The sequence below is a fragment of the Humidesulfovibrio sp. genome (assembly GCF_035560995.1).
In the GTDB taxonomy this organism is placed as follows: Bacteria; Desulfobacterota; Desulfovibrionia; order Desulfovibrionales; family Desulfovibrionaceae; genus Humidesulfovibrio.
Genome location: NZ_DATMYK010000003.1, coordinates 1 through 11,825, shown reverse-complemented (window position 1 = coordinate 11,825; position 11,825 = coordinate 1). Strand labels below are relative to the sequence as shown.

The window sequence follows — 11,825 nt, the reverse complement described above, 5'->3', positions numbered from 1 at the left end:
TCCATTTTCTGTTCCCCGCGGTTCAGGACGCGGGCCACCCGCTGCACGGGGCCTGCCTGGCCTTCCTGCGCGAGTGGGACCAGCTGGTGGGCGAGGTGCTGGACCGCTTTGATGCCCTGCCGGAGCCCAAGCGGCTCATCGCCTTCGCGGATCACGGCTTCTGCGCGCTTGAGACCGAGGTGGATCTGAACCGCGTGTTGTACGAGGCCGGGTTCTTGAAATTTGGCCGCCCGGCGCGCGACGAATGGGACGCGGGCGTCATCGGCGACGCTACGCGGGCCTTTGCCCTTGATCCGGGGCGCATCGTGCTGCACCGGCGGGTGCGCTTCGCCCGGGGCACAGTGCGCGAGGAAGAGGCCCCGGGCCTGCTGGCGGAGCTGCGGCAACTGCTGCAAGGCTTGACCTGGCAGGGCCGCAGGGTCATGAAGCAGGTGCTGGACGGGCGCGAGCTGTATGGGGCGGATATCGGGACGGGCAGCGCTCCGGATCTCATCTGCGTGCCCGAGCACGGCTTCGACCTCAAGGCGCGCTTTGACCGCGCGGAAGTATTCGGGCATTTTGGCCGCTTCGGCATGCACTGCCCGGACGACGTGTTTTTCTCGGACACGCAGGACGACGGGCGGGTCATGCGTCTGCGCGACACCGGACGATTGGCGCTGCTATATTTTGGCCAGGACGACAGCACCCAGCACAGGCGAGGCGGACTGATTCTATGAACGGACTGAGCGAATGGCGATAGATTTCGAGCGCGAGCTGAACCCGGCCCAGCGTGAAGCGGCCATGCACATGGGCGGGCCGGTCCTGGTCATTGCGGGCGCGGGCAGCGGCAAAACGCGCACCATCGTCTACCGCCTGGCGCATCTGGTCGAGACCCACGTCTCGCCGGAGAACATTCTGCTGTTGACCTTCACCCGGCGCGCCAGCCAGGAAATGCTGCACCGCGCGGGCCATGTGCTGGGCCGCCCCCTGACCGGGGCCAGCGGCGGCACCTTCCATTCCTTCGCCTATTCCGTGCTGCGCCGCCACGCGCTTGAGGCGGGCTACCCGCAGGGCCTCACCCTCATGGACCGGTCGGACTCCGAGGATCTGCTGGGCGAACTCAAGGCCCACCTGGACCTGGGTCGGGGCGACCGCTCCTATCCCAAGCGCGCCACCCTGGCCGACACCATCACCAAGAGCCGCAACAAGGAACTGACCATCGGCGGCATTCTGGACCGCGAGGCCTACCACCTGCTGCCCTATCAGGCGGACATAGAGCGCCTGGCCGAGGAGTACGCCAAGGCCAAGCGCACCCAGGGCCTCATGGACTACGACGACCTGCTGTTCGAGCTGGAACGCCTGCTGCTGGAGCACCCGGAGATCCGCGACACCCTGCGCCGCCGCTATCCCTTCGTCATGGTGGACGAGTACCAGGACACCAACCTGGTGCAGGCCCGGCTGGTGCGCCTGCTCTCGGGCGAGGCGGGCAACGTCATGGCCGTGGGCGACGACGCCCAGTCCATCTACGCCTTCCGGGGCGCTGTGGTGGCGAACATCCTGGAGTTCCCGCAGCACTTCCAGAACGCCAAGATCATCCGCCTGGAGCAGAACTACCGCTCCACCCAGCCCATCCTGGATCTGACCAACGTGGTGCTGGCCGGGGCCCAGCAGAAGTTCGACAAGCACCTGTTCACCGAACGCACCGGCGGCTTGCGCCCGCGCATCATTCAGACCTTGAGCGACCAGTCTCAGGCCACCCAGGCCGTGGGGCTCATCACCGAGATGGCCAGCCGCCACCCCCTGCACGAAATCGCCGTGCTCTTCCGCGCCGGGTACCAGTCCTATCCGCTGGAAGTGGCCCTCACCCGCGCCGGGCTGCCCTACCGCAAATACGGCGGGGTGCGCTTCCACGAGGCCGCGCACGTGAAGGACATTTTGGCCTACCTGCGCCTGGCCGCCAACCCGGCGGACATGCTGGCCTGGCAGCGCGTGCTGGGCTTTCTCAAGGGCGTGGGCGGCAAAACCGCGGGCAAGATCGCCACGGCGCTGCTTTCCGGCGATACGGCGGGGCTGGACAAGCACAAGAAGCGCTTCCCGGACCTGAACCCGCTTCTGGGGGAGCTGGACGCCCTGCGCAGGCTGAACCACGCCCCGGCCGCGGCCCTGGACCGCGCCATGAGCTTCTACGCGCCCACCCTGGTGACGCTCTACCCCGACGACTATCCCAAGCGCCAGGCCGGGCTTGAGCAACTTTCGCAGATCGTGGTGAACTACAAGAGCATCGAGGACTTCCTGGCCGACCTGTGCCTGGACGGCACCCAGGCCGAGGACGACCGCACGGAGAACGCCGTGGTGCTCTCCACCGTGCATTCGGCCAAGGGCCTGGAATGGCGCGGCGTCATCCTCATCGACCTGGTGGAGGAGCGCTTCCCGTCCAAGAAGGCCATGCAGAGGCAGGAGGACATGGAGGAGGAGCGCAGGCTGATGTATGTGGCCTGCACCCGCGCCAAGGACGAGCTGGCCCTTGTGGTGCCCGGTTCGGTGTTCAACCGCTTCAACAATTGCCGCGAGCCCGCCGTTCCCAGCCCCTTTGTGACCGAGCTGCCCGACGCCCTGACCGAGCGGTACATCGAGACCTACACCGGCGGCTTGCGCAAGAAAGACGAGCAGGTGCGCCCCGGCGCCATGACCCGCGACGACGGCTACCTGCCGCCCATCATCTGCCCGGAGCCCGTGCGCAAGCCGGACTACGAGCCGGGCCCGCGCCCGGTGAGCGCCGCCGCCGCGCCCCGCGCCCAATACGCCGCAGCGCCCCCGCCGAAATCGGCCATGGACGCGGCGCACTCGAAGCTCGGCCTGTGCGAGCACAAGATCTTCGGGCAGGGCAAAATCATCGCCGAGATTCCGCCGGACAAGTACCGGGTGAACTTCCCCGGCTTCGGGCTCAAGGTCATTGTGAAGGATTACGTGAAGCTGCTGTAGCCTTCCGGGCTAGCCGCCAGCCTCGACCAGCACCGCGCCCTCCCCGTTCTGCTTCGCCGCGCGCAAGAGCGCGCTGGCCTGATGCAGGGCCGCGTCCAGATCCGCCGCCTTGCCGCCCAGGGCGATGACGCAGCAACTGAAGGTCAGGGGCCATTTCTTGTCACGCATGGCCTGCGTCAGCTTTTCCTGCAACGCCGCCGCCGTTTGCCGCGCCTCCTGGGCATCGTGCGCGGGCAGAATGACCGCGAAGTCATCGCCGCCGATGCGGTGCAAGGGGCAATCCTCGGCCAGGGTCCTGCCCGCCACGCGGGCCACGGCCTGCAGCGCCATGTCGCCCATGTGCTCGCCCTGGTCGCAGTTGAAGCCCTTCAGATTGTCGATGTCCACCACGATCAGGCAGAGGGGAACCTCGGCCTCCCGGCAGTTCTCCCACACCTTGGCGGCTGTCTCAAAAAACGTGAAGCGGTTCGGCAACCCGGTCAGCTCATCCTTGCAGAAGACATCGCATTCGCGGCGGTAGGCCTGGCGCAGCATGTCCAGCAGCAGCGCAAAGACGCCGAAGGCCAGGAACAGCCCCAGGCCGTTGAACAGGTAGAAGACCGAGCGGGCGTACGGCTGGTCCGAATACACGTCGGTCAGCACCTTCACCACCGCGCAGGTCAGGGCCATGGCCACCCCGCCGGAGCGCCTCGCCGCCAGCGTGGTGAAAAAAATGGGCACAAGGTACACGAAGGAGAGATTGACCTCGTCCGTGGTGATGTAGTCGATCCAGCCCACGAGGAAGCACGTGGCGATGCCCAGCGTCAGAAAAAGGCCCCTGTACTTTATCCAGCCCCCGGTCAGCAGCAGCCTGTAAATCACGCGGATGAAATCCATGCCTCAGCCCCCCTTGGCCGCGCCGGGTTGCGCGGGCGGCTGCGGCGCGGTCGGCGGCGGCACCTCATCCATCTGCGCCTCGCTCATGTGCGTGGCAGCGTAGTCCTTGTACACCCCGGATTGGAAGAACAGCTCGAAGACCTGCGGGTCCATGTGCTTGTCCTTGACCATGAAGCCCATGATCTTCATGGCCTGGGAAAGCTTCATGGGTTCCTTGTAGGGCCGGTCCTTGGCGGTCAGGGCCTCGAACACGTCGGCCACGGCCAGGATGCGCGCCTGGAGCGACAGCTGGTCGCCGCCGATGCGGTTGGGGTAGCCGGTGCCGTCCAGCTTCTCGTGGTGCGCACCCGCAAAATCCGGCACGCGCGCCAGGCGCTTGGGGAACGGCAGGCGCGAGAGCATGTCGATGGTCACCACGGTGTGGTCCTCGATGATCTTGCGCTCGGCGTCGGTCAAGGTGCCCTTGCGGATGCAGAGGTTCCGCACCTCGTCCTCGGTGAGCCAGGGCCTGTCCTCCTCGCCGTCTTTGTAGGTGCGCGCGGCGATGGCCTTGACCCGCTCGATGCGCTCGTCGCTCATGAACTCGCCCGGCTTGTTGCAGGAGACGACGAAGTCCAGGTCGTCCTCAAGCTCCTGCCTGCGCCGCTCCATCTCCTCGGTCACGGCGAACATTTCCTGCCGGGAAGCTCCATTGCTGGCCAGCTCCAACAGCTTTTCCAGCAGCTCGGCCTGCAGGGCCTTGCCGATGAACCTGAAGCGCGTGCGCACCAGCTCAATGCGGTCCACGATGGCCTCAAGCTTGGTGGCCTTGTCCACCACGTGCACCGGGGTGGTGATCTTGCCCACGTCGTGCATCCAGGCGGCCAGCTTCAGCTCCTCCAGCTCGTTCTCGCCCAAGCGCACGTCCTTGAAGGGGCCGTCCTCCTGGGCGTTCACGGCCTGGGCGATGCGCATGGTCAGGTCCACCACGCGGTCGATGTGGCCGCGCGTGTACGGGCTCTTGGCGTCGATGGCCGCGGCGATGCTCTGCATGAAGGAATACAGCAGGGCCTTGAGGCCCTGGATGAGCTGCGTGTTGGTGAGGGCCACGGCGGCCTGGCTGGCCAGCGACTGCACCGCCGCCAGCCCCACGGACGAAAAGGCCGTCGCCTCGCCGCTTTTCTGATCCTTGGCGTTCAAGAGCTGCAGCACGCCGATGATCTCGCTTTCGTGGTTCTCCATGGGGATGACCAGCATGGAGCGCGAGCGGTAGCCCGTTGCGGCGTCGTAGCGGCGCGTGCCCGTGAAGTCGAAGCCCTCCGCGCAGTACACGTCCTCGATATTGACCACCTCGCGCGCCAGGGCCACGTGGGAGGAGACATTGGCGTGGTTTTCCGCGCCCTCGTCCGTGTACAGCTTCACAGGAGGCAGGGTGATGGGGTTGCCGCTGGTGCCGCCCAGGCGCACGTTCATGGTGTCGTTCTGCAGCACCACGAAGTCGAGCATCCGGCCCGTGTCGTCCACGATGTACAGGGTGCCCGCGTCGGCGTTGGTGATGGAGCGCGCGAGGCTCACGATCATCTCCAGCAGGCGGTCACGGTTCTGCTCACCGGAAAGGGCCAGGCCGATGTCCGTCAGGTGGCGCAGATGCTCGGTCAGCCGTGCCACCTGCTCCTGAAGTTCCTGCGGGCTGGTGGGCTCTTGCTCTGGAGTCGTGGCCGGGCAGGTTCCTGCCGGGTGCTGAAGCTCCTCGGTCATGCGCTTTCCCCCTTCGGGCACTGGGCCTGGCACCGCGTTGCGCTGGGCTTTGCCCACCAGTTTTTCTACGTATACCATAGATCATTTGCCGGAGGAAAGGGGGGTGGAACGCCACGGTTGCCCGGTGAAAGGGAATGGAGTACAAGGCCTTTGTCACGCGGGGCCAAGTGTTCCGCGCAAGTCCTCCAACAGGGAGCTCACGTGCCAGCATCCGCCCATCAGCAACGCATCCTCACCGCTGGCCTCGCCGTGGGCCTGGTGGCCCTGGCCCTGTGGCAGGGCGGCATATTTGTGCTGGCGGTGCTCGCATGCGTCTGCGCCCTGGGCCAGTGGGAGTTCACGGCCATGTTCCGGCCCGGACCGGAGCACAAGAACCTGCGCATGACCGGCGTGGCCCTTGGCGCGGCCATGCTGCTGGCCGCCAAACTCGGCGGGCCCCAGGCCGCCCTGTGGGTGCTCGTCGCCACCTTCTGGTTCCTGGCCCTGCGCTTCCTGTTCCGCTACAGCGCGGACCAGCAGAACACGGACTTTTTCGACGAACTCATCCTCATGGGCGGAGTCTTCTACCTGCCCCTGATGCTGCAATTCTGCCTCGGCCTCTCCACACCGGAGATCATCCTGGTGCTTCTTTCCACCGCTGTGTCGGACACGGCGGCCTATTACTCCGGCACCTTCTTCGGCAAGGCCAGAATCTGGCCCCAGGTGAGCCCCAAGAAGTCCTGGGCCGGCAGCATCGGCGGGTTCACGGGCTGCGTGGCCGCGGTGACCGTGTACGGCGCGTTCCTGGGCGAGGCCCCGCTGCCCGCCTGGATTTTGCTTGGCGCGGCGCTGAACATCGGCGCCCAGATGGGCGATTTCTTCGAATCCGCCCTGAAGCGCAGGCTCCAGGTGAAGGACTCGAGCACGCTTTTGCCCGGCCATGGCGGCGTGCTCGACCGCATCGACAGCCTGCTTCTGGCCCTGCCCTGCTACGCCCTGTTCAAGCAGGCCGTGCCCTTCTTCCCCTAAAGGCCCGCGCCCATGAAGTCCTACATCTCCGCCTGGCCGCCCCTGGCCCCGGAACAGCCCTTCCCGCGCCGTCTGGCCATCCTCGGCAGCACCGGCTCCATCGGCGTCAGCGCCCTGCGCGTGGTGCAGGACCACCCGGAACTCTTCCATGTCGTCGCCCTGGCCGGAGCACGCAACGCCGCGCGCCTGGCCGAGCAGGCCGCCGCCTTCCGCCCGGCCCTGCTGGCCGTGCTGGACGATGCCGCCGCCCGCGAACTGCGCGAGGCCCTGCCCGCGGGCTACGCGCCGGAGATCCTGGTGGGCCCGCAGGCTTACGAAACCATCGCCGCCGGACCGGAATCCGACCTTGTGCTCTCGGCCATCGTGGGCGCGGCGGGTTTTCTGCCCACCCTCGCCGCCGCGAAGGCGGGCAAGCGCATCGCCCTCGCCAACAAGGAAAGCCTTGTGCTGGGCGGGCGGCTCATCCGCCAAGCGGCCCGCGCAAGCGGGGCCATCATTCTGCCGGTGGATTCCGAGCACAACGCCCTGTTCCAGGCCCTGTGCGGCCACGCCGATGCCGACGGCAAGGAGCTGCACAAACTCATCCTCACCGCCTCGGGCGGGCCCTTTCGCGGGCGCGACGCGGCCTTCCTGGCCTCCGTCACCCCGGCCCAGGCGCTCAATCATCCCAACTGGAACATGGGCGCAAAAATTTCTGTCGACTCCGCCAGCCTGATGAACAAAGGCCTGGAGGTCATCGAGGCTTGCCACCTGTACGGCCTGCCCGTGAGCCAGGTGGATGTGCTGGTGCACCCGCAGAGCATCGTGCACTCCCTGGCGGAATACGTGGACGGCTCGCAGCTGGCGCACCTGGGCCTGCCGGACATGCGCATCCCCATCGCCCACTGCCTGTGCTTTCCCCGCCGGGTGGAGCTCAGCATGCCCCGGCTGGACCTGGCCCAGGTGGGCGGGCTGACCTTCGAGCGGGCCGACGAGACCCTTTTCCCCTGCCTGCGCCTGGCCAAGGAGGCCTTCGCCGCCAGCCACAGCCATCCGGCCGTGCTGAACGCGGCCAACGAGGTCGCGGTGGAGCTGTTCCTGGCCGGAAGCATCGGCTTCATGGACATCCCCCGGCTCATCGAGGCTGCGCTTTCCCGACACTCGGCCCTGCCGGAGGACTGCACGGCCGGGGATCTGCTGGCCGTGGACGCCGACGCGAGGCAAAGCCTGCGCGCGGACGCGGGACAGTGAGGCGGCCTGACACGACACATAGGCCGAGGTCTGGACCTTGGCTCAGCGCTGCTTATATGAGGACGAGAATCATACAGTAACAGGCACATGCCCGGACCCGGGCGCGTGAAGGAGCATTTGTGGGTGTCATCGCCGTTGTGCTGGTCCTTGGCGGACTGATTTTCTTCCACGAGCTTGGGCACTTCCTGGTGGCCAGGATGCTCGGCATCGGGGTCAAGGCCTTCGCCCTCGGCTTCGGGCCCAAAATCTTCTCCTTTCAGGCGGGCATGACCGAGTACCGCCTGTGTGCCGTGCCTTTGGGCGGCTACGTCATGCTTGCGGGCGAATCGCCGGAGCGTGAGGAAGAGCCTCAGATCCCCAAGGAACTGCTCTTCAGCATGCGGCCCGTGTGGCAGCGCATGTGCGTGGTGGCCGCCGGTCCGGTGTTCAACTTCCTGCTGGCCTGGGGCATCTACTGGGCGCTTTTCGCCACTCAGGGACAGATGGGCCTGGCCCCGACCATCGGACAGGTGCTGCCTGAAAGCCCGGCCTTGCGCGCCGGCTTCCAGCCTGGCGATTCCGTGCTTACGGTGAACGGCCGCCCCATCACCTTCTGGGAGGACCTGACCGACCTGGTGCAGGGTTCCGAAGGCAATCCTTTGCACATGGAGCTCAAACGCGGCAAGGAACGCGTCACCATCGCCGTGATTCCCGAACTGCGCGAGCGCAAGAACGTCTTCGGCGAGACCGTGCGCGCCCCCATGCTGGGCATCGTGGCCGCCAAGGAGATCATCACCCTGGAGCTTTCCGGAGCGCAGAGCCTCCAGCTTTCGGGCAAGGAAACCTGGCGGGCCATCGTGAACATGGTCACGGCCCTGGTGAAGATGGTCGAGCGCGTGGTCCCGGCGGATTCCATCGGCGGGCCCATTCTGATCGCCCAGCTCATCAACCGCGAGGCCGAGGAAGGCATAGTGGGCCTTTTGGCCCTGGCCGCGGCGCTTTCGGCCAACCTGGGCTTCGTGAATCTGCTGCCCATTCCGGTGCTCGATGGCGGGCATCTGGTGATCTTCGGCCTGGAGGGCATCACGCGCAAGCCCTTGAGCCTGCGCGCCCGCTCGGCCGCAATGCGTCTGGGCATCGCCATGCTGGCGGCGCTGATGCTCTTTGCGACCTACAATGACCTGCGCAGACTGTTCAAATAGCCAGGCCCCGCACGGCCTGGGCGGTCTGCTTTTGGCCCTCAACGGGGCCGACGAGCGCCTGCAGCTGGCCCTCGGCCGGCTGGACGCCGACGGCGGCGCGGAATTCCTGGCCGCCCAGGAATGGAACGTGCCCGGCCAGAGCGTGCGATTCCTGGCCCCCGGGGTGCGGCAGCTGCTGGACGGCCTGGGCCTCGGCGCCGGGGAGATCCGCCGCATCGCCTGCGTGCACGGACCGGGCAGTTTCACGGGCCTGCGCATGTCGCTGGCTCTGGCGGAAGGCCTTGCGGCTGGACTGGCCGCAGGTTCGTCAGACGGCAAGGGCGCGCTGCTCGCGGGCATCGGCCATTTGGAGCTGCTGGCGAGTGAGGCCGCCGAGACTTGCCCAGGCGCGGTGCTGGCCCTGGCCTGGTCGCGCCGGGGGCAGGTGTATGCCCAGGCCTTCCAGGGCACGTCCGCCCTCATCCCGCCGCAGGTGGTGCACCTGAACGAACTTCCGGCTTTTCTCGCCACCCTGCCCCGGCCGCTGTTCGTGCTGGGCGGGGGCCTGCGCCGCAATCTTCCCGTGTTCGAGGAACTGGCTGCGAATGATCCCTCCTTACGCCTGCTGCACCGCGACTGGGATGCGCCGCGCCCGCAGACCCTGCTGAGCCTGGCCGCGCGGGCGCACTTCGGCTCCGGGCCGCTTGAGCCCGTGTATCTGCGCGCCTCCGACGCGGAGGACAATCTGGCCGCCATCGCCGCCGGACGCGGGCTCACGCAGTCCGAGGCCCAGGCCATTCTCTCGCGCGGCAGCCGCACCCTTTCCTGACGCTCCGCTTCCACCGGCCACCCACCAGACGAGACATCAGCCTGAAGCCGCCCCGAGGGACGGCAGATACGCTTGCGTCCGGCGGCCTGTCCGCCTGTATGCATTCGGATAATGGCGGGCCCGTGCTGCGGCCGGAAACGACAGAGCGCCGGGCCGGCTTCCTCCCCCCTTCCAGGTTGTCCTGGAGCGGGGCCGACCCGGCGCGCGCCGGTTTATAACCTTCGCCCTTTGCGGGCGTTCTCTTTGGAGTGGTTTACGCGGAAAGGCGTCCTATGGTGCTGGACAGCTGGCGGCCCAGCGGAGTCTGGTGGCTCAGCTCGCGCTCCACGTTGATGATGCCCTTGAGCACGGTGGAATGCTTGCGGCACAGACGCTCGCCAATGGCGGACAGGGACAGGCCCGTATGCTTGCGGCACAGGTAGAAGGCCGTGTTGCGGGCCAGCACGGTCTGCTGGCTGCGGCTTTTGGACCTGAGCTCGGCCTCGTCGATGCCGTAGCTTTTGCAGACGAAGCTGACGATGCGCTCCACGTCCGGGGCGGAGGACTGGGCCGCGTAGTTCTCCAGCACCTGCCAGGCCAGTTCGGTGGTGATCTGCTGTCCCAGCAGCCGGGCCTTGAGCACCAGATTGTTCAGGCAGCTCTCCAACTGGCGGATGTCCGTGGTCAAACGCTCGGCCAAAAGGCCGGTGACGTCATCGGGCACCTGGACCATGAGGTTGCGGGCCTTGCGGCGCACGATCTCCTCACGCGTGGCGAAGTCCGGGGCATCCATGAGGGCCAGGAAGCCGGAGGCGAAACAGGACACCAGCTGCGGGTCCACCTGATCCAGCTCGCGCGGGAGGAAGGAACTGGTGAGCACCACCTTGCAGCCCCGCGCCTGCAAGGCTTTCAAGGTCATGAGCAGCTCGTCCTGCAGTTTGCCCTTGCCCTGGAAGAAATGGATGTCCTCAAGGAGCAGCACGTCCACGGACTCGCGGAACTCGGCCTTGAAGCGCGCGGCCTCCCGCGCCTTGATGGCCAGCACCAGGCGGGTGGCGAATTCCTCTGCCGAGAGGCAGGCGATGGACAGCCTGCTGCGGTTGGTTTTGGCCGCCAGCTGCCGGCCGATGGCGTGCAGCAGGTGCGTTTTTCCGAGGCCGGGACCGGCGGAGAGGAACAGATGGTCCGCGGCCAGACCATCGTTGCAGATGCCCTTGGACGCGGCGCAGGCCAGCTCGTTGCAGGGGCCGACAACGAAGTCGTCGAAACTGAAGCGCCAGCGGGTATCGGCGATGGGCCTGGGCCGGTAGTCCAGCGGCAGGGCCAGGGCGGGCGCGGCGCCGGGCCTGCTCCCGGAACGCGAGGGCGCGACAGTGGCGGACTCGATCACAGGCGCAGGCTTGCGCACCGCCACGGAGATGTCCACGCGCTTGCCGGTCAGCTCCTGCGCGGCCTCGCGCACCACGTCTATGAGGCGTTCGCGCACCCAGGAGGCGACGAATTCGTTGGGAGCCAGCAGTTCGAGGGTGTTCCCCTCGACACGCGCGGTCAATGGCCTGATCCAGAGGGTGTATAACCCCTGTTCCAGTCGATTTTCGAGCATGAGAAGCAATTTTTGCCAAAGGTCCGCATTCATGGAGGCAGGTCTACGCGCCGGCTGCCTTTCGGACAATCCCGTCAGTCGTCAGAAGCGGCGAGCAGCCCCGGAGCGTTCTCTACAATACAACCAACTGATTTAACTATGTTCATCACAATTTCGTGAGCTACAGCCGTAAAGAATGGGAATGGGGAAGGCCCGAAAAACGGGGCTTCCCGGCTTTGGCGCTGAGGCGGTAAACTTCTTGTGAAGAATATTTTCAACATGCTAATCTGCTAGAATCATCGTTTTTCGGAAAATTTTACGCTATTTCTCTTCCTTGAGTTTTCACGCTAAAGCCAACTCCTGTGAAACATACCCCCAACCGGGAGCACGGCCCCGCAGCCAGCAAAAGGACTGAAGAATACGAATACGGGTGCAAATTTTACCGCTGACACGCTCCTCACAC

9 protein-coding genes are annotated in these 11,825 nt (G+C 66.3%); 6 read left to right on the top strand and 3 right to left on the bottom strand.

Features of this window, described 5'->3' with window-relative positions; translation table 11 throughout:
- Positions 1 to 716: alkaline phosphatase family protein (locus tag VN419_RS00090; RefSeq protein ID WP_325643141.1), on the top strand; the 716-nt coding region annotated here is incomplete at its 5' end.
- Between the two features lie 13 nt (positions 717 to 729).
- Positions 730 to 2,961, top strand: coding sequence for an ATP-dependent helicase (locus tag VN419_RS00085; protein WP_325643139.1), 2,232 nt, complete (start codon positions 730 to 732; stop codon positions 2,959 to 2,961).
- 9 nt (positions 2,962 to 2,970) lie between these two features.
- On the opposite strand, the gene VN419_RS00080 is transcribed toward VN419_RS00085, so the two are convergent.
- Together VN419_RS00080 and VN419_RS00075 are read right to left on the bottom strand one after the other, a co-directional pair.
- Positions 2,971 to 3,837: a GGDEF domain-containing protein gene (locus VN419_RS00080; RefSeq protein ID WP_325643137.1), complete on the bottom strand. Its 867-nt coding sequence runs from the start codon at positions 3,835 to 3,837 to the stop codon at positions 2,971 to 2,973.
- 3 nt (positions 3,838 to 3,840) lie between these two features.
- Complete coding sequence (locus VN419_RS00075) at positions 3,841 to 5,574, bottom strand: HD domain-containing phosphohydrolase (RefSeq protein ID WP_325643135.1); 1,734 nt, start codon at positions 5,572 to 5,574, stop codon at positions 3,841 to 3,843.
- 201 nt (positions 5,575 to 5,775) lie between these two features.
- On the opposite strand from VN419_RS00075, the gene VN419_RS00070 reads away from it, so the two are divergent.
- The 4 genes from VN419_RS00070 to tsaB all read left to right on the top strand — a co-directional run bounded on the left by VN419_RS00070 (position 5,776) and on the right by tsaB (position 9,801).
- Positions 5,776 to 6,582, top strand: a complete 807-nt coding sequence (locus VN419_RS00070) for a phosphatidate cytidylyltransferase (RefSeq protein ID WP_325643133.1) — start codon at positions 5,776 to 5,778, stop codon at positions 6,580 to 6,582.
- Positions 6,583 to 6,594: 12 nt separating this feature from the next.
- Entirely contained in the window at positions 6,595 to 7,812 is a 1,218-nt protein-coding gene (locus VN419_RS00065) for a 1-deoxy-D-xylulose-5-phosphate reductoisomerase (RefSeq protein ID WP_325643131.1), read from the top strand.
- A 119-nt stretch (positions 7,813 to 7,931) separates the two neighbouring features.
- Entirely contained in the window at positions 7,932 to 8,993 is a 1,062-nt protein-coding gene (gene rseP, locus VN419_RS00060) for an RIP metalloprotease RseP (RefSeq protein ID WP_325643128.1), read from the top strand.
- Entirely contained in the window at positions 8,968 to 9,801 is an 834-nt protein-coding gene (tsaB, locus tag VN419_RS00055) for a tRNA (adenosine(37)-N6)-threonylcarbamoyltransferase complex dimerization subunit type 1 TsaB (protein ID WP_325643126.1), read from the top strand. Before rseP ends, tsaB begins: the two co-directional genes overlap by 26 nt.
- Before the next feature lie 253 nt (positions 9,802 to 10,054).
- Here the strand turns inward: tsaB and VN419_RS00050 are convergent, their stop codons facing one another.
- Positions 10,055 to 11,416, bottom strand: coding sequence for a DnaA ATPase domain-containing protein (locus tag VN419_RS00050; protein ID WP_325643124.1), 1,362 nt, complete (start codon positions 11,414 to 11,416; stop codon positions 10,055 to 10,057).
- Positions 11,417 to 11,825 lie beyond the last annotated feature (409 nt).

Bases quoted from the DNA above. Each gene is read 5' to 3' on its own strand.
- VN419_RS00075 (WP_325643135.1), bottom strand. From the start codon at position 5,574: ATGACCGAGGAGCTTCAGCACCCGGCAGGAACCTGCCCGGCCACGACT.
- VN419_RS00080 (WP_325643137.1), bottom strand. From the start codon at position 3,837: ATGGATTTCATCCGCGTGATTTACAGGCTGCTGCTGACCGGGGGCTGG.
- VN419_RS00085 (WP_325643139.1), top strand. From the start codon at position 730: ATGGCGATAGATTTCGAGCGCGAGCTGAACCCGGCCCAGCGTGAAGCG.
- VN419_RS00050 (WP_325643124.1), bottom strand. From the start codon at position 11,416: ATGAATGCGGACCTTTGGCAAAAATTGCTTCTCATGCTCGAAAATCGA.
- VN419_RS00065 (WP_325643131.1), top strand. From the start codon at position 6,595: ATGAAGTCCTACATCTCCGCCTGGCCGCCCCTGGCCCCGGAACAGCCC.
- tsaB (WP_325643126.1), top strand. From the start codon at position 8,968: ATGACCTGCGCAGACTGTTCAAATAGCCAGGCCCCGCACGGCCTGGGC.